Raw genomic sequence first — 17,487 nt, forward strand, 5'->3', positions numbered from 1 at the left:
TAGGTGCGGATATTTCATAATGAATATGTCGCCTCTCTTGCGATAAGCTCGCACTGATGTCGCCGTCGGCAGCGACCCAGGCCACTTCCTTCTTCCAAGGCAATTGGATGATGGAGGATGCATCCGGAACCGCAAAGAGATCGGGATTCGCGGGCGTCAGATCGAGCTGGGTCGCGAAACCCGCGAAACTGGTGCGCCTGTTCGGCAGCTGAGCGGCGCGGTCAGGTTTCCGGAAAGAGCTTCGGGAACAACGTATCGAGCGCGTCGGCGGGAAAGCGCAGCGATACGGGCCCCTTGGGGGTGTCCGAAGCCAGCAGGCCGAGCGCGATCACCTCGTTGAACACCCTCCTTGCCGTTCGCTCCGGCAGGCCGGTGATGCGCGCGATCTCGCCGCGCTCGAATTCGCCGCGCATCAACGCTTCTTCCAGAAGACGGCCCGCCTCCGGCTTCAGCTCGCTTTGCGCGGCGTAGCCGCGCAGCCGCTTGGCCAGCGTGCCGAGATCGAACAGGCCGGACATGAACGTCACCTGGTCGAGGCAGACGCGCAGGAACCACAGCGTAAAGTCGTCCAACGCGCGCAGCGAGAGGGTGCCGCGCCCGTCGCGGTCGCCCTGACGCGGCATGTCGGCATGGTCCATCATGCTCTTGTAGTCCGTGCGGCTTTTCAGGCCACGCGCCAGGCCGCGCGAAATCGACCACAGGCCATGCGCGGCGATGCCGGCTTCATGCGCCATGGCATGGCTCATCAGGCGACTGACGCGGCCGTTGCCGTCCGGGAACGGGTGGATGAAGTTGAAGCGGTGATGCGCCGCGGGGATGGCGAGAACGCGGCCTGCTTTGCCGAGCTTCGCAATGCGGTAGCGCGTCTCGAAATACTGCATGAACGCATCCACGCGCGTGCTGGAGGGTGGCTCGTGCCGGCCAACCGCGACGTCGTGCTCGGGCTGCGAACGCCATTCCCCCGGCACCATCAGGAATTCGCGACCGGCGCCTTTGATGCGCAGCATCGGCTCCTCGGCATCGCGGTAAAACTCCGCATGCAGCCACCGGAGGAAATCGCAGGACGCGGGCTCAGGCAGCGTGCCGCCTGCGGCCAGCCGGTCGATCTCCGCTTGCAGCCGGACATGCGCCGCGGCTTCGAGCTGGAGGTTGCGCCGGTCCTCGTCCTGGTCAAACTGCCCCGCCAGCGCGCGCTCGATATCGCGCGGGCGTGTGTCGTGGCCTTCGATCAGGTTGCTATAATAGGTGTTCATGATATGCACGAGGTCGGCAAGGTTGGCGGCCGTGCGCGGGTGAAGGCGGCTGCCCAGCGTGGCCGATGCCGCGACAAGCTCCGCCAGCACGTCGGAGAGGATCTCGGACGTTTCTTCAAGCCGGGCGGGCTCGATGCGTTGTACGGTTTCTTCCATCGCGTGGCCGATCTATGTCTTTGCTAACTGCATAATCATAAACGCATATTGTTAATTTGCGAGAGAAATTGGCCGATGTTTTGGCCGATCTGCGCTTGGTCATGCTCCACTATGGATTCCGGCCGAAGAGGTGAGGCTGCAAGCCCTTGTGAGGGCAGCACAATCTAGCCCGCTTGATGCATAGCGACCGGTTTTCGGCTGGCTGATCCGGCGATCTGGTCGTCCTGGTGGTGCGTTTTCACAACGTTGATCGGGCGCCGGCGGTGATCCGTCGTGAAGGAATGTGGGGTTTGCGGGTTGATGGGGACGGGTTCGTTTCGGGACGTCTGCGCCCCATCATTTATGTCACGTGTCGCTTGGCAGTTAAATGCAAAAATGCGGCGGTTTTGTCCAGAGTGGGCATTTAACTATGAGAATCTCCGCGATCAGATCCTCAAATTAGCTGCATCTGCGGAGTGACTCTCAAGCTGCTAGATCGAGCTATCATGCTCTCGGCGGCGTCAGTGAATCGGACTTTGTTGTCGCCCATCATGTGCCGACGCAGCATCCGGAGCATCTCTGGTCCGGCACGCTCGGCGATAGCAACGCCTGCAAGCAGAGCTGGCCGCATGTAGAGTGGCAGGATCGGTTTTGCAGGGGTCGGGAGGTTCTCGTGTTCTGCGGCAACGACATCGTCGAGATCGGGAATGATGGCGCCGAGCACCCTGTAGCGCCAAAGCTCATGCTCACGCGGCAGAGGCCAGATCACTCTCCGCATCAGGAGAAGCCGTGCGATTTCGGTTGGCGATGTCCAGGTTCGGATGCCGCGTTCGGCTTCATCGTCGAGCAGCTTTTCACCACGCAGAGCCGCACGGTGATATTGCCGGAAGGGGGAGGGGAGCTCCCCATCGCCGAGCTCTCGCAGCAATGCTCCGCAATGCGGGCAGGTAATCCGCCACCCCAGCAGCTGGCTTCGCAGGATTGGTGCTGGTTCCGGGCCACCAGGGCTGCAAAGTGTACAGGTCTGAGCCGGCCTCGCGGCGATGAGCCGATGCGATGACTTCGGCACATTGATGAAGGTCATTAGACGCAAGACGGCCGATTCGATGGCGAACATGCTGGCGAGGCGGATTTCCTGATCGCTGCTCAAATGGAGATCGGCTGCTCGCAACGAGGGAACATCCGGCAAGCAATGTCGAAGCATGACGAGTGGTGGGATCGCGTAGAAGGCGGCATGGCGACTGATCCAGGACGACAGAAGCTCGTCCCAATGGGGCGGTAAAACCACCGGTAGACGGCGCAAAACTGTTTCGTTTATCATGCGAATGCCGCCTCGGCCTCGAACTCCGGCTCCCAGTTTTCGACAGCATCGTCTGCAATATGCTCTCGGCCGCCTTCGATCGCGTCAACCGCGAGATCGTTGATCATGTGGAAGATGCTGGCGGTGATCCCCTCGGTGATCTGTAGAATCCGCCGCAGTGATTTCGGCGTGAGCACCGAGGGTCGACGCAGCGGCGTATTGCGCAGGATCGACGCCACCAGCGTCTCGAACTGCTCGTTCGCGGCCCACCTGCTCAAGGTGAACTGCTCGAATCGGCGTGCAAGCTGGACGTCGCCACCGATCGCTTCGCGCGCGTCGTTGACGCCGAAGCAGACAAGCGAGATCTGTAGGCGGTTGCTCAGGAAGCGCAGCGTGTTCAGGACGATCCGCTGCTCGCGATAAGTTCCGGCGAGGATGTTGTGCACTTCGTCGATTACCAGCACCTGCACGCCGATGGCTTCCATGATGCGTAGCGCCGCCTGCTCCATCTGGGCGATGTCGGCGCGCGGTCGTTGCGGCGCGCCGAGAAGGGTGAGCAGTTCGGCATAGAAGCGCCGCTCGCCAGGTCGGCTGGTCATTTCCATCGCGAGCACTGGCGTCTTCAGCGTGCCTGTCAGCGGGTTGAAACTCGGCGGGTGCTCATCGCGGAAGCGCTTCATGATCATGGTTTTGCCCATGCCGCTGTCACCATAGATCGCGACCGAAGGCATCCGTGTGCCTCGCGGATGGTCGAGCAGACGATTGAGCCGGTCGAGGGCTTGCTTGGCCCGCGGGTAAAGTACCCAGCGGCGAGATCGTATCGCCCGAATACGTCGCTCGTCCATTTCTACGAGCAGCGAAGCGGCGTTTGCGGTCAGGTGAGAGACATCATCGTTCATATTTACTCCAGCTCAATCTGTATCCTCGACAAAGGGTACAGGTTTGCTGGAGTCGACGCCGCGGAGCGAGCCCCATCCCCGATCATCCACCTTCGATTTCGAGGAAGCCTTCCCGCGCCGCGCGGCCGCTGTCTTTCTGGTCGCCGCTTCAATCAGCTCGCGCTGCGCGATTGCTGTGCGGACGATGGTGCGGGTATCGACTTCACGGCGGCCTTTCGCAAGCAGGGTGCGTCGGGCGGTCACCGCCTCGTGCAGTGTTATCGAAGGCAGGGTCACATCGGCATAGCGGGCTTCCACAAAATTCCCCGACGGCCGTCGCACGAAGACGCGCGCCATGTCGCGGGGGTCATATTTGACAAGCAGTCGCCGGTCCGAACGCCCGACGTCGGCGCTGAGAGCGGCCGACCAATAACGCAGGCCGAACAGGTGAATGCCCGTCGGCCGCAGGGTTCGCTCCTCTTCGGGCAGGAATGTCAACCAGAAGCGCAGTCGATCCTTTGGCAGCCGAAGGGGGATCTTACCTTCGTGGTCCCGCCAGACTGCAAGCGGCGGGCGACCGAGGCTGCTGTGAATCGACTGATGGTAGGATCCCACGATGTCCAGGGCGAGATAATGCTCAAGCTCCCGCAGTGTCAGCGCCGCGTGCCGCTTCGAGTCATACTCGCCAAGCTCCTGTTCGTTACTGAATGTCGTCCCAGGCAGCAGATGCAGCTTTCCCATCTGCGTTCCGATCAGCCGCTCGATATGACCGCCGAAGCGTGGCTCGCCCGGTGGCCGCCATTCGATCGCAACGCTGGCATCCTGGCACCCTCTCTTGAATGCACGGCTACGGAAGTCGGCGCCGTTGTCGACGTGCAGCAAGTCCGGCAGGCCGGCGACAGGCCACGGTTCCGTAATCTCGCGTTCCCGCAGCCATGCCGACTTGTCGAAAACCGAGTGCAACAGGCAAAGGCTTGTTGATAACCGGGACGGTGCATCCATCGTGAGGTAGAAACCGGTGACCATCCGGCTGCACACATCCATCGCCAACGTCAGCCACGGCCGGCCAACGGGTTGCCGGTTCTCCTCATCGACCACAAAGACGTCGGCCTTGGTATGATCGATCTGGACGATCTTCAGGGGGCGGGAAGCGCCAAGGGCTCCAGGAACAGCGGTGGTCGCCTTCACGATCTTCTGTTCGCCACGCCGTTTGGCGCGTTTTTGCAGGTCGATGTCCCGGAGGCGAGCCACGATCGTTCGGCGATGCGGCGGCTTCACCCCGACCGAGATGCAGTTCGTCTGCACATCTCGCACCAGTTGCGATACCGTCGGCCGGGTCCGCTTCAGGTAGTAAGCTGTGATCGTTGACCGGACGATTTGCTCTCGTTGATCGTCCAGAACACGATGGCCCTCCGGCCGTCCGCGCTTGCGACCTACCAGCGAAAGCACGGTCCCGCCGCTGCGGAACAGTTTGATCAGTCTGTACGCCGTCGCTTGGCTGACTTCCATCTCAGCAGCAAGTTCGGCAACCTGTGCCGCCGTCGCGTTGCCGGTCCGGCCTTTCAGGAATTCTCGGATCGCATCCGCCCGCCGGCACGCTTCGTCCCAAAGCGCCTCGTCAATCTCGTCAGGGAATGGATCGTTCATGGTACGCCCGCGAGCAAAAACACCGCGAGCTGCTTTCTCACATTAAGTGACAAAACCCAAGGTGCATTATCAAATTACCTGCCCATTCGCAAATTAAGTGCTCACGCAACATATTGAAATCGTTTGCATAGCATTATCATTATTAAGTGCCAAGCAACATGACCTGAAATTGTCGACCAACCATGCCAGATGCTGAGCCGGCAGCTCGATAGGCGGCATCTTCAAGCGAGCCAACGCGCGCTGAATGGTCTCGTCGTACATATTATCGTTGGTCGGAATGGGTCCGTAGTTTCGAAGAAACCGGATCCAGTTGTTGGTCGGCATGCGCTATCCCCCCACGACTGCCGCCTTGCGCTGACGACCGTCCTGGAATTCCAGTGCAGCCCCATGAAAATCAGTCAGTTGCAGACTACTGTAGAACTCGTGAAACGCAACAATACAACCCGAATGCTGCCGCGGATCGCCTCTCTCTCGAGCAGCAGGTTTCGCCCGTTCAGTTCCTTTCGCGCTGCCAGCGAGGCCGGAGTATGGTGGGCGATTGAAGGCCGGTGCACCAAACAGAAAGCGTGTGACGATGATTCCTGAATCAGCCGGCGCCACGCCCTACGGCATTTTCCTCTTGGCGGACGACTACCTGTCTGCCGCCAAGCTCGCCTTTGGGGATCCGAAGATCGGCACCGGGCCGGTGCGATTGATGAGCTATCATGCGGCTGAGCTCTTCCTCAAAACCTACATGCGGTCCGCCGGGGAAACCGTTGATGCCTTGCGGGCCTTGGGCCATGACCTCGAGAGGATGGTCGTTCGCGCCAAAGCGCTGGGGCTGAAACTGCCCGCCCAGATTTTGGCCCAGTCCCGCAAGCTGACGGCAAATACGACTACGTGCGGGCACGCTACGTGGTGGTCCGAGAGACCACCGACATCTCCGACGAGAGCGTTCTTCGATACTGTCGGACGATTAGGTCGAGCGTCATCAAGGCGCTCAATATGGACGAGCAAGGTGTGCCCCAAGGTCAGCATTGGCTTGGCGCCCTGCCACCCGATTATCCGAAAGAAATGCCGACAGAGTCGCCATGACCCACGGGATTCTCGCAGAGAGTGCCGAAGCAAGGGTTCGTCCGAACCGAGGACATGGTTCAAACGTCGTAACAAAGCAATTGCCGACTGCAGCGCGTTGATTAAGCATGAGCGATAGCAAGGAAACTTCGAGCGGCAACGATCGTCCCGGCGCGACTGCGGCATTTCCGTATGACCGTATGACGGTCGAGCGGTTTCGGCGGACCTTTCCTCGCGCCCGCTGGAATGATGATCTGAAGGCGTGGTTCGTCCCGGGCAAAATCGCCGCGCAGCGTTTCGATCGATGGCTCCAACGAGAGCGTTCTCAGACTGAAACGCATGCCGACCTCAAAGGGCGCGACGCCTTTGCCTTTGACCCCATCGTCTCGAAGTACCTTCTGCGCCTAGATGATCATTTGGAAGTGGTGACCCCCTATTCCCGTACTGTCGTTGACGAGATGCGCGAGGTGCCGTTTGCCGCTTGGGATGGCGACCGCCGTGCGTGGACGGTGCCGTACCGGTCATATGACGCTCTACGCCGGCACTGGAGCCGAATCGAGGAGGCAGCCATCCGCAACGAGCCGGAACAGCGCAAGAAGCGCCGAGAGGCTAGTCGCGGGTCGGAAAAAGAACGAGCCGCGCGTGCCCGCGCCACCGAACGCCGCCGCCGCCGCTATCCGCTTGATCCCGAGAACCTGCCGCCCTTTGGCCGGCCGGTTATGACGTCTACATATGGCGTGGTCGTTTTCGTCGGGTGCGATGGCGAGCCGGTCGATCCAGAGATCATTGGCACCTCTTACGCCGATGTCCCAATCTCATCCGACAGCGTTTGGGGACAATGGCGCCCGGCTACACTCGCCGAACTTGTGAAAACTTGGCCCTCGCGTCCCGGGTCGAAGATTGAACACGGGATCTGGAGGCAGCCCACGATCGACGAGTTACGCGTGGCAAGAAAGACTGCCGCCAGCAGGGAGCGACAACGCTCTAGCACGGGCGCCTAAGCGTGGTTGTTCAGGTCATGCTCGATCTGTTGTGCCGAGGCGAGAATGTCATCAAAGTTGGGCGGGGCGCCGAAGATCATCGCGGTCGTGTTGGCGTAGTCTCGCGAAAGCGCGTCGATCATCCCGGGCACCGGCTCAATGGCGAAGCTCCCCGGCACCGCCGAGGCCAGATCATAGTCGGGACGATCGAAGAACATGCGCGCATGACGCACGCAGTCGGCGCCGAGATCGAGGTTGGCGAGCGCAGCCTTGCCGGTTTCCGATTGCATGAGACAGTGCAGGTCGTAGTAGTGGCGTGAAACCCGCTGCCCTGCCTGCCGCAATTCACCGCGCCGCTCATACCAGCGGCGCAGTCCGTGAGCGATCGCCACCTTGTCCCAGAAGGTTCGCGTCGCTTCGATCGTGGTGACGTCCGGTACGGCGAGGTCAACGCCAGCTGCGTCTCCGGCCACATAGGGCGCAATCGTCAGCGGCCCGTGGGGATCGAGTGCCGATTTTGCGCCGGATTCGAGACGTATCGCCGGTCGGACATAGGCCCCATCACGCGGTTCCACCTCGGGATACCAAAGCAGCAGGGTCTGCCCATCAGGATCGGCGTCATCAATTTCCACGCGACCCACCCCGTCGGTGACGTCTGCCAACTGGGCGGCAAGGAACGCATTGAGCGGGCCGGTGATATAGGCCCGACAGGCATCTCGGATCGCGTTCAGTTTGGCGCGGCGCTTCTTGTTCGACAGCGCTTCGAGCTCTTCGACCGACGCGGGCTCTTCGAGGTCATCGCGGAACACCGTGACGTCGATATCCTCGGAGAAGCGCTTGATGAGGTCATAGCCCTTTGAGAGCGACGTGCCGCCCTTGAAGAGCAGCCGCGGCTCTCCTGCCGGCCGTTCGTGATAAAGCGCATTGAGTGTCCAGCAGACCCAGAAGTCCTTTTCGACATTGCCGACTGGGGCGCCAATACGGTTGGCCGTGGCGAGAAACAGATCGAGCCGGTCACGGGGCGACGCGGCAATAATCTGACGGTAGGCCGCGGTCGTCATGGCTTGCCCTCCGGCCCAGCGGTTGGGCCGAGGAGTTGGCGCAGGAACTCCTGCATCCAGATCGGCACGGCGGAAAGACCAGCGCGCAGATCCGCGCGGATCGCCTCGCCGTGCTTGGGGTCAGAAAGCAGGCGGCGCAATATGGTCGCGATCCGCTTGCGCTCGCTGTCCTGGGTCAGCATATCCTGCATCCAATATAGCGCCTGCACGACCCGCATTCCCGGCCGATCCGCCCAATAAAGGCGGCTCGGGGCCGCATACTTGAAGTGGATTTCCTGGCTGCCGAGTTTGATCGGCTTCAATCTCGCATCGACCAGCACCTCGATCCGCGCGGGGACGGCCGTCGTGAGCCCAAGATCGTTGGCGGCCGTCATGCCATCGATGACGGTGCGCGCGTTGTCGCGGCGCGTCACGGCCCGGATCACGGCGCGATAGTCCGGCACGGTGGCGCGGCCGGTCAGAGTATTGGTCCGCGGCTGGTCGTAGAGACCGCGGTCGATCCGGCGAAGCTCTTGAGCTGCAGCCAGTCGCTGCAGGGTCTTGTCCACGGCGGCGCGCGCGCCGAGATCGGCAAAGTCGCCGGGGGTCCAGACCTCCTCGGGCTTGGACCCGATGCGTGCGAGCACGCGCGAGCGAATATCGGTGTCGTGTTCGACCGTTGTCATGTCCGAAATATGTGACAAGTTTCGGACAACGGCAAGGGGGAGTTGTCCGAAGAATGCTACAAATTTCGGACACCTCTTTAGTCCGCCCGTCTCGGCCGAACTGACGTGCACGTTCCGTGCTTAGAAAGTCGCATAGAGGGCAGAGTGGAACTTTACAACAGTCGCAACATCTCTGCGTTTCGTCGTCGTCATCTCATCGACTGTTATAGCCGCCTCCCATTTCCGGGTGACGGCGTAGCGCTATGCCTACGGCTTCTTGTCTTCTGCGCCGGGCTTAGGCGGCTCTGGTCCTCATCGGCCGTTCGGGCATCCATATTCAACGTCTCAGGTGTCGTGGTGGACAACACAGGAATGATCTGGAAATCGGGGCGCAAGGAAGGGTGGATCGCTGTCGTTCGTATCGAGCGCCAAAGCGCGTACAGCCCGTAGAGGGCGTACACTCCACCCATCGCGACGAAAAAGCCGTTTGGACCCATGACGTCCATCAGGCGGCCACCGAGCTGGGGCCCCACCATATTACCAATCCCGTAGACGATCAGCAGCCCGCCCGAGACCTGTATGAACTCGTCCGCGTCTGCCTGGTCGTTGGCATGCGCCACATTGAGCGCATAGATGGTGAACAGGACAGAGCCCAGCGCAAACATGCCTGCAATTATGCTTGTCGGTTCGGTTGGCGCTATGACGATCATCGCGATCGAAATCGCCACCCCTATGGCACCCGCTAAAGCCATCACATACCGTCGGTCGAAGCGATCGGACAATTTGCCAAACGGCACCTGGAACACCATTCCCCCGACCATCGCCGCCGTCAGCATCGCTGCAATGCCCGTCGCCGACAGCCCCATGGCTTTGCCATATAGTGGGCCGAAATAGATCCAGTTGCCAAAGATCACGCCAGCGAGGAACGAGCCGACGACGGCAACCGGCGATCTTCTGAACAGCGCTCGTGCATCGATCCTGACCTGGGTGAGCGGTTGCGGAGCCGGCGCAACTGATAGAGCCACGGGGATAAGCGCGGCTCCGAAAGCAATGGCTGCTACCATGAACAGGGTCTCATTCATTATGTCGCCGAGGGGCAATATGAACTGGCCTGCGGCTACACCCGACATCGATACGATCATGTAGGCTGCAAAGATTGTGCCGCGGTTGGAATTGTCGACACGCTCATTCAGCCAGCTCTCGACAACCATGTAACCGCCGACGAGAGTCAAGCCACCGACGGCACGGAAGGCGGCCCAGGCGAAGGGATGAGGTACCAGCGCCAGCAGTAGCATCGAAGCGGCAAGTAGCGTCTGCAGGATGGCGAAGACCCGGATGTGACCGACGCGTCTGACGAAGAGCGGGGTCAGAAGGCAGCCAGTAGTAAAGGCGACCGCATAGGCCGTTCCAATCCAGGCGATTGTCGTCGACGACCAGCCTTCCGCCGACGCTCGTAGCGGTATCAGAACATTGCCAAGCCCGGTCCCAACCATCATCAGGAAGGTGCCGAGAAGCAGAGCCGCAAATGAACGAACTTGAAGCCACACGATGAATGCTCACGTCAATGCTTCGCCTCAGTGTAGGGCGGGTTGCTGAAGGGCGACCGCACGAAAGCGCCATTTTGCTGGCGCTTTCAGCCAACCCGCAGTGAACGCCTGCTCGCTTACGCACCTCTGCCTAGGCATGGAATTCACTATGATGCGGTGTGCCATCAAATCCGATCAGGGATTGGAATTCACTGTTGCCTTTGCGCCGCTTCCGTTCAGTTCGCGGGAAAGCGACGGCATGTCGCCATGGGACGAGTTCGGCCTCGACCACAACGAGACCCGTTCCTGGCATGGCTGGTATCGGCACGTTTCGCTCGTCATGCTCGCCTTCGCGATGATGGCCGCGATCCGCCATCATGCCAATGCCGCGCCGCCCCCAAAAACGACGCGAAGGACAAGATCGGGAACCCGCCGCTGATCCGCTGGTCGGTTCAGGAAATCCGCCGCATCGCCACTCGTCTCGCCCGACGACGTATCCACCCGGCAACTGTCATCGCATGGTCGCTGTGGCGACGAGCACATCAGGCCGCAGCTCGACAATCCCACCTCAAATCAAAAGCGCAACTGTAATGCTAGGGTAAGGGCCACCCCCACAGCCATTGTAAGTGGAACTTAAACGTATTGTCTTATGAAACAGTCGTGGCCGGTTTTCGCTCAGCAGACACCGACCGGACAGTTCAAGGGCAGGACGGGGTCTCCAATAGTGTCAGAGGTGAGGCCATTTGAGCAGAACGACGCCCTCGCAGTCGGGGAAATGTTTCTGCGCGTCCTCCGCCACGAGTCGCCGGCCAACGGAGCGGCTGATCTTGCGGCCTATCTCGACGATCTCTTTTGCGGGCCATACGGGCGCGATGGGGAAATCGCCTCGCGCGTTCACATCGCAGAAAGCGGCCGTGTAAACGGCTTTATCGGGGTACTTCCACAGGCCATGGAACTGGACGGGGAAAGCCTAAGGGCGGCCATCTGTACCACATGGATGGTCGACGACCATGAAGCCGATCCTTTTGCCGGCGCTCGCCTTCTCAAAGCGGTGCTTTCAGGACCGCAAGACCTCTGTTTCAGCGAGACGTCCAACAATCTGGCGACAGCGATGTGGCGCAGGATGGGCGCGCATGTGCTGTCGTCGTACAGCCTGGAATATGTGCGTGTACTCCGCCCGATTGGGTTCGTTACGCGCATGGCTGCTGATCGGTTTGGCTTGCTCGGTGCATTCTTATCATTGGCCGGCTTGGCTGACCGCGCCGTTGGCGCCGGCGGGAGAGGACTTTCCTGGGTCGGCTACCAGCCGCGCTCCGGCAAGGCCGACATGTTGACTGAAACCGAACCGAGCCGGGCCGAACTCGTTGCGGCCGTCCAACAGCTTGTCGTGCACCATCCTCTGAACCCGCGATGGCGCGACGAACAGCTTTCGCGCATGCTCACGCATGCTGACGTGAAGGCCAAACACGGCGAGCGTGTCCAGCGCCTCCTGCTGACACGAGGCGGAAAACTTGCCGGCCTGTTCATCTACTATGGTGACCGAGCAGGGATTGGCCGCGTTATGCAACTCATGGCCGTTCCGGGCATGGAGGCGCTGATCGTCGAACGGCTGCTCGCCAACGCCCATGATCGGGGCCTTGCCGCAATTCGCGGTCGCTCCCAGCCAGCGTTGCTCGATGCTATGCTAGATCGCAAATTCGCGTTTCTCCATGCCTCTTCCACGACGCTATATTCCCTAAGAGCAGATGTGGTTGCCGCGGCAACCCAAGGGCGCGCGTTCCTCAACGGCCTGTCGGGCGAGAGCTGGACGCGCCTTATCGGCGATCGCTTCGATTGATCGGAGGAGTAGCACGATGTGCGGGATAACCGGTTTTCTGGGATCGACCGTTTCGACCGATGCGGCAGCGCCCCTGCTGAAGAGCATGACCGTCGCGCTCTGCCATCGCGGGCCGGACGAGAAGGGCGTCTATACTGCGCCGGGCGTCGGTCTCGGTCATGCCCGGCTTTCGGTTGTCGGCCTGGCAGACGGCAAGCAGCCCATGGCGGCTGCAAATGGTGATCTCGTCATTTCCTATAACGGAGAGGTCTTCAACTACGTTGAACTCCGCGAACGTTTGCAGGCCCGCGGAAGACGTTTTCTGACCACCAGCGACACAGAGGTGATCCTGCATCTCTATGACGAGATGGGTACGGCCTGTCTCGACGAACTCAACGGCGATTTCGCGTTCGCATTGTGGGACGCGCGGCGTCAAAACCTGTGGCTGGCGCGCGATCGCATTGGCGTGCGTCCGCTCTACTATACGGAAATCCGCGGCACGCTTTTTTTCGCTTCCGAGATCAAGGCGTTCATGGCTGCGCCGGGCTTTGCAGCCGAACTCGACCCCGTCGCGCTGGACCAGATTTTCACGCTCTGGGCGCCGATAGCACCTCGAACGGCTTTCAAGGGTGTCAGAGAGCTGCCGCCTGGGCACATGATGATTGCGCAGGGTTCCAGCCGGACGGTGAGCCAGTGGTGGCGTATGGAATTTCCCCGCGATGGCGAGTTCAAGACGCCTGAGCGTCCAGTCGAACAGCTTGGAGAGTTGCTGGAAGACGCCACCCGCATTCGTCTTCGTGCAGACGTGCCGGTTGGCGCCTATCTTTCCGGCGGTCTCGACTCTTCGCTCATCACCGCCCTTGCCGCGCGGGTGGCGCCAGGGCGTCTCGAAACGTTCTCGGTCGGGTTCCGTTCCCCAGAGCATGATGAAAGCCTGTGGCAGGCGGAGGTCGCCGAAAAAACTCGGCGTGCAAAACCATCAGGTGCGGTGCGGAGAAGACGAGATCGCTGCCGAATTTCCTACCATAATCGCGCACACCGAATGCCCGGTACTGCGCACGGCGCCGGCACCGCTCTACCAGCTCGCGAGCATCGTTCGTGCAAATGGCATGAAGGTTGTGTTGACCGGCGAGGGCGCCGACGAGATTTTCGCCGGCTACGATATTTTCCAGGAGGCTGCGGTGCGGCGCTTTTGCGCCCGTCAGCCAGGCTCGACACGCCGGCCGCTTCTGTTTCGCCGCCTATATCCCTATCTGCCGCAGTTGCAGCACCAGAGCGTGGACTATCTCGCACGTTTCTTCTCCACCGGTGGAGACGGCCTCACCGATCCGCTGTTCTCGCATCGGCCGCGCATGCGTTCGACGGCGGCGGCGAAACTCTTCTATTCCCCCGATCTGAAATATACGCTCGGCGATTACGATGCGGCGGCCGATCTCGCAGCGCAGTTGCCCGGCGATTTCAGGCGCTGGCATCCGCTCAACCAGGCGCAATATCTCGAGGCCCGTTTTCTGCTCCCAGGTTACATTCTCTCCAGCCAGGGCGATCGTGTCATGATGGCCCACGGCGTGGAAGGGCGGTTTCCGTTTCTCGACCACCGCGTCATCGCGTTCGCCGCCGGACTCCAACCGGAGCTGAAGATGCGGGGGCTGCGCGAAAAGTTCATTCTGAAGGAGGCCGCGCGCGGCCTTGTGCCAGATACGGTCGTCAACCGGCCCAAACAGCCGTTTCGAGCGCCCGACAGCCAGGCATTTTCCACTCCCGCAGCCCGTGCATCGACCGAGACGGTCCTGTCGGAAGGCGCGCTGGCTGAAACCGGTCTGTTCAATTCTGCGATGGTCGAGAGGCTGAAAGTCAAAGCCATTAACGGTCGGGCAACCAGCTTCAAGGACAATACAGCCTTTATGGGCATTCTCTCGGCGCAACTGTGGCACAAGGTCTTTGTCACCGACCAGCCGAACCGGACGGAAACAAAGTGAGGGTTGGCGGCGTGGCAAACGATGCGCAAGAAAAAATCCGTGATTTCATCGTCGAGAATTTCCTGTTCGGCGACGACGTTCAGCCTCTGCCCGGCGACCTTTCACTCATGGAAAACGACCTCGTCGATTCCACCGGCGTTCTCGAACTGGTCGGATTTATCGAGGAAGCGTTCGAAGTAAAGGTCGGAGACGCCGATATCGTGCCGGGGAACCTCGATTCCATCGACAGGATCGCAGCCTTCATCGAACGCAAAAAGGCCGCCTAACCTGGCCGGGAGACGCATCGATGCGCATTGAAGGCCACCTTCGCGAAAGCTGCCGCAAGCATGCCGGCAAGACCGCGATCGTGGACGGCGCGCAGCGATTTAGCTACGCGGAACTTTCAAATGCATCGGAGAGGCTTGCCGCATCGCTGGCGACCAACGGTGTCGTCAAGGGCGACCGGGTCCTGGTGTTAGCCGCAAATGGCTGGCAAACCGCCGTCGCGTCTTATGCCGTCTGGATGGCGGGTGCCGTGCTTTGTCCGGTCAATCCTTCCACCAAGGCAAGGCGGCTGTCCTTTATCGTCAACGATTGTGAGCCGAAGGCGATCATCGCGGACGCGAGGAGCGCGCCTACGGTTGCGAACATGCTGTCGTTAGCCATCAAGGTTCGACCCAAGGTAATCCTGACGCGGCCGCACGCCCAGCTTCCCGAAGCCCTCGACTTTGCCCATTGCCTGTTGGCCGAACCTGCTCTGGCTGGCCTGGATCTTTCCGACAGCGACCTTGCCAGCATCATTTACACCTCGGGATCGACCGGTGACCCGAAGGGCGTGATGATGGGGCACGACAATATCGACGCCGCAACCGCATCCATCGCGGCCTACCTTGGCAACAACGAAAACGACGTCATCCTCAATGTGTTGCCGCTATCTTTCGGATACGGACTGACGCAACTCCTCACTGCAGTGCAAACGGGCGCCACATTGGTGCTGGAGAAATCCTTTGCCTATCCGGCTGTCATCTTCGAGCGGCTGCGCGAAGAGGGCGTCACCGGCTTTCCCGCGGTTCCTTGCATGCTCGCCATGATGTTGCGGATGGAGAATCTGGATCCGGCTCTGTTCGCAAGCCTGCGCTACATCACCAGCGCGGCCGCACCCTTGCCAGTCGCCCACATCCGCAGGCTGCGAACCCTGTTTCCCCACGTGCAGCTTTACTCCATGTACGGCCAGACCGAATGCGTGCGCGCGACCTGGCTTCCTCCTGGCGAGATCGACCTGCGGCCCGACTGCGTCGGCATTGCCATTCCGGGCACTGCGATCCAGGTCGTCGACGACCTGGGATTCGAAGTTGCCCCGGGAACCGTCGGGGAACTTGCCGTGTCGGGGCCCCACGTGATGCGCGGCTACTGGAACAACCCTGCGGCGACGCAATTCACGGTGCGCCCCGACCCACTGACCGGGACCAGACGCCTTCACACGGGCGATCTGTTCCTTGCGGATGGCGACGGCCACGTCACATTCGTCTCCCGCAAGGACGACATTATCAAGACGGGTGGTTTCAAGGTTGCGCCGCGGGAAGTGGAATCCGCGCTCTACGAACTGGAAGGCGTGGTCGAGGCGCTTGTCGTCGGCATGCCGGATCCGGTGCTCGGCGAGACGCTCAAGGCGCTGATCGTGAAGTCGATCGATACGTTAAGCGCCGAGGATGTTCTGCGTTATTGCGCACAGATCCTAAATGATTTCATGGTGCCCCGGGAAGTCGAGTTCTGCGACACCCTGCCAAAGACTCCGAGCGGGAAACTCAGCCGACGCCTCGCTTCACGCAGACGCAAAGCGGCATGAACATGATGATATCAGCCTTCGAACTTTCCGCCCTTTCCATCGATGCTGAAAGGGAGGCAGAGCGATCGCTTCGAGAATGCGCGACGCGCTGCGCCACGACCTGCGCAAGCGCGGTTTTGTAATTGGAATTTCCGGCGGCATCGATTCAGCCAGTCTGTACGGCGCTGGCCGTGCGTGCCGTCGGGCCCGCGCGGGTGTTCGGCCTGCTGATGCCAGAGCACGATTCCGACCCGGACAGCCTGCGGCTCGGTACGGCTGTGGCTGAAACTTTCGGCATCGAGAATGCGGTAGAGGATATCGGCCCCACGCTCGAGGCTACGGGGTGCTATTCGTTCGCCGCGACGACGCCATCCGCGAGGTTTGTGCCGGATTACGGCGCAGGATGGTCGAGCAAGATCGTCTTCGATAGTGCGCTGACGTCGGGCGGCTACAACATCTCGTCGCTTGTGGTGCGCTCGCCCGATGGCCAAATGCGCAAAGCTGCGCCTGCCGGCGGGCATCCTATCTCGGCGTTGTCGCATCGACCCAACATGAAGCAGCGTACCCGCAAACAGCTTGAATACTACCCACGCCGACCGGCTGAATTTTGCCGTCATCGCACCCCCACCTGCTCGAGTACGATCAGGGCTTCTTCGTCAAGAACGGTGACGGCGCAGCCGACATCAAGCCGATCGCGCCATCTCTACAAATCGCAGGTCTACGCACTTGCCGCCCATCTCGGTGTACCCGCGGAAATTCGCAAACGCCCGCCGGACCACCGATACTTACTCACTGCCTCAAACGCAGGAAGAGTTCTATTTCTCGCTGCCCTACGCGAAGATGGATGCGTGCCTGTACGCGCTCGACAGCAACCTTTCCGCTTCGCAAACCGGTGCGGCCATAGGGCTTTCTGAAGCCCAGGTCGAGGCGGTGTGGAGCGATATTGCGGGCAAAACGCAAGGTGGCGCGCTATCTACACATGGCGCCCGTTCTGGTGGAATGATTTTGCTCGAGCGGCGCTGGATCCACCGAGGTGCTCCTCGAGAACGATGCGGTCAATCATGGCATGGCTCCGCTCGCCGAGATGGTGTCCAGAGGAAGGCCAAGAGGGCAGCGAGTTCCGGATCTTCATCACAACTGGATCGAGTTTTGGTGTGACCGACGAGGCTAGCGGCGCCGTCTCGTAGCGGCGGACTACCGACCCCGGGCAGAAGATATTTGTCCGTCGTCAGAACATTTGGCTCAGCTTAGAGCATCGGGACATTTAATCGGATGCATATCCTGCCTTTTTCATGTAGTTCCAGCACTCGTCTGGACTGAAGAGGTCGCAGATGTTGCCGATGGCCTTCTAAAGCTCGTCGAAGGTTCTGGCCTGGCAGCCCGTAGGTGCGCCTTGAGCTTGGAGAAGGCCATC

Annotated in this window: 11 protein-coding genes and 4 pseudogenes; 7 read left to right on the top strand and 8 right to left on the bottom strand. The window is 60.8% G+C overall.

What is annotated here, in order from left to right; all coding sequences use genetic code 11:
- Window positions 1-221: 221 nt before the first annotated feature.
- From GA830_RS18420 to GA830_RS18435, 4 genes are all read right to left on the bottom strand, one after another.
- A complete protein-coding gene (locus GA830_RS18420) occupies window positions 222-1,409 on the bottom strand; it encodes a Fic family protein (RefSeq protein WP_195165115.1) in 1,188 nt (395 codons plus the stop codon).
- Between the two features lie 433 nt (window positions 1,410-1,842).
- On the bottom strand, window positions 1,843-2,709 hold the full coding sequence (locus GA830_RS20110; RefSeq protein WP_258045716.1) for a hypothetical protein: 867 nt from the start codon (window positions 2,707-2,709) through the stop codon (window positions 1,843-1,845).
- The gene (locus GA830_RS18430; protein WP_195165116.1) at window positions 2,706-3,587 is read right to left on the bottom strand and encodes a TniB family NTP-binding protein; all 882 of its coding nucleotides are present in this window, start codon (window positions 3,585-3,587) and stop codon (window positions 2,706-2,708) included. Before GA830_RS18430 ends, GA830_RS20110 begins: the two co-directional genes overlap by 4 nt.
- A 12-nt stretch (window positions 3,588-3,599) precedes the next feature.
- Window positions 3,600-5,213, bottom strand: a complete 1,614-nt coding sequence (locus GA830_RS18435) for a Mu transposase C-terminal domain-containing protein (RefSeq protein ID WP_195165117.1) — start codon at window positions 5,211-5,213, stop codon at window positions 3,600-3,602.
- Window positions 5,214-6,394: 1,181 nt separating this feature from the next.
- On the opposite strand from GA830_RS18435, the gene GA830_RS18440 reads away from it, so the two are divergent.
- Window positions 6,395-7,267, top strand: a complete 873-nt coding sequence (locus GA830_RS18440) for a hypothetical protein (RefSeq protein ID WP_195165118.1) — start codon at window positions 6,395-6,397, stop codon at window positions 7,265-7,267.
- On the opposite strand, the gene GA830_RS18445 is transcribed toward GA830_RS18440, so the two are convergent.
- From GA830_RS18445 to GA830_RS18455, 3 genes are all read right to left on the bottom strand, one after another.
- Window positions 7,264-8,307: a nucleotidyl transferase AbiEii/AbiGii toxin family protein gene (locus GA830_RS18445; protein WP_195165119.1), complete on the bottom strand. Its 1,044-nt coding sequence runs from the start codon at window positions 8,305-8,307 to the stop codon at window positions 7,264-7,266. The two genes, GA830_RS18440 and GA830_RS18445, sit on opposite strands and share 4 nt — an antisense overlap.
- Window positions 8,304-8,972: a DUF6088 family protein gene (locus GA830_RS18450; protein WP_195165120.1), complete on the bottom strand. Its 669-nt coding sequence runs from the start codon at window positions 8,970-8,972 to the stop codon at window positions 8,304-8,306. Before GA830_RS18450 ends, GA830_RS18445 begins: the two co-directional genes overlap by 4 nt.
- Window positions 8,973-9,175: 203 nt before the next feature.
- Window positions 9,176-10,498, bottom strand: coding sequence for an MFS transporter (locus tag GA830_RS18455; RefSeq protein WP_195165121.1), 1,323 nt, complete (start codon window positions 10,496-10,498; stop codon window positions 9,176-9,178).
- A gap of 253 nt (window positions 10,499-10,751) precedes the next feature.
- Here GA830_RS18455 and GA830_RS18460 point away from each other — a divergent pair.
- The 6 genes and pseudogenes from GA830_RS18460 to nadE form a co-directional block, all read left to right on the top strand.
- A pseudogene (locus GA830_RS18460) lies at window positions 10,752-10,916 on the top strand (IS701 family transposase); the annotation flags it as partial.
- A 336-nt stretch (window positions 10,917-11,252) separates the two neighbouring features.
- Complete coding sequence (locus GA830_RS18465; protein WP_195165122.1) at window positions 11,253-12,314, top strand: hypothetical protein; 1,062 nt, start codon at window positions 11,253-11,255, stop codon at window positions 12,312-12,314.
- Between the two features lie 16 nt (window positions 12,315-12,330).
- Window positions 12,331-14,269: pseudogene (gene asnB / locus GA830_RS18470) on the top strand (asparagine synthase (glutamine-hydrolyzing)).
- 11 nt (window positions 14,270-14,280) lie between these two features.
- Entirely contained in the window at window positions 14,281-14,535 is a 255-nt protein-coding gene (locus GA830_RS18475; protein WP_195165123.1) for an acyl carrier protein, read from the top strand.
- Between the two features lie 20 nt (window positions 14,536-14,555).
- On the top strand, window positions 14,556-16,094 hold the full coding sequence (locus tag GA830_RS18480) for a class I adenylate-forming enzyme family protein (RefSeq protein ID WP_195165124.1): 1,539 nt from the start codon (window positions 14,556-14,558) through the stop codon (window positions 16,092-16,094).
- Window positions 16,091-17,076: pseudogene (gene nadE, locus GA830_RS18485) on the top strand (NAD(+) synthase). Before GA830_RS18480 ends, nadE begins: the two are co-directional and overlap by 4 nt.
- A gap of 261 nt (window positions 17,077-17,337) precedes the next feature.
- Here nadE and GA830_RS20115 read toward each other — a convergent pair.
- Window positions 17,338-17,487: pseudogene (locus GA830_RS20115) on the bottom strand (IS630 family transposase); the annotation flags it as partial.

Source organism: Mesorhizobium sp. NBSH29 (assembly GCF_015500055.1).
GTDB lineage: Bacteria > Pseudomonadota > Alphaproteobacteria > Rhizobiales > Rhizobiaceae > Neomesorhizobium.

Coding starts and splice junctions, on each gene's coding strand:
- GA830_RS18420 (WP_195165115.1), bottom strand. CDS start 1,409: ATGGAAGAAACCGTACAACGCATCGAGCCCGCCCGGCTTGAAGAAACG.
- GA830_RS20110 (WP_258045716.1), bottom strand. CDS start 2,709: ATGATAAACGAAACAGTTTTGCGCCGTCTACCGGTGGTTTTACCGCCC.
- GA830_RS18430 (WP_195165116.1), bottom strand. CDS start 3,587: ATGAACGATGATGTCTCTCACCTGACCGCAAACGCCGCTTCGCTGCTC.
- GA830_RS18435 (WP_195165117.1), bottom strand. CDS start 5,213: ATGAACGATCCATTCCCTGACGAGATTGACGAGGCGCTTTGGGACGAA.
- GA830_RS18440 (WP_195165118.1), top strand. CDS start 6,395: ATGAGCGATAGCAAGGAAACTTCGAGCGGCAACGATCGTCCCGGCGCG.
- GA830_RS18445 (WP_195165119.1), bottom strand. CDS start 8,307: ATGACGACCGCGGCCTACCGTCAGATTATTGCCGCGTCGCCCCGTGAC.
- GA830_RS18450 (WP_195165120.1), bottom strand. CDS start 8,972: ATGACAACGGTCGAACACGACACCGATATTCGCTCGCGCGTGCTCGCA.
- GA830_RS18465 (WP_195165122.1), top strand. CDS start 11,253: ATGTTTCTGCGCGTCCTCCGCCACGAGTCGCCGGCCAACGGAGCGGCT.
- GA830_RS18480 (WP_195165124.1), top strand. CDS start 14,556: ATGCGCATTGAAGGCCACCTTCGCGAAAGCTGCCGCAAGCATGCCGGC.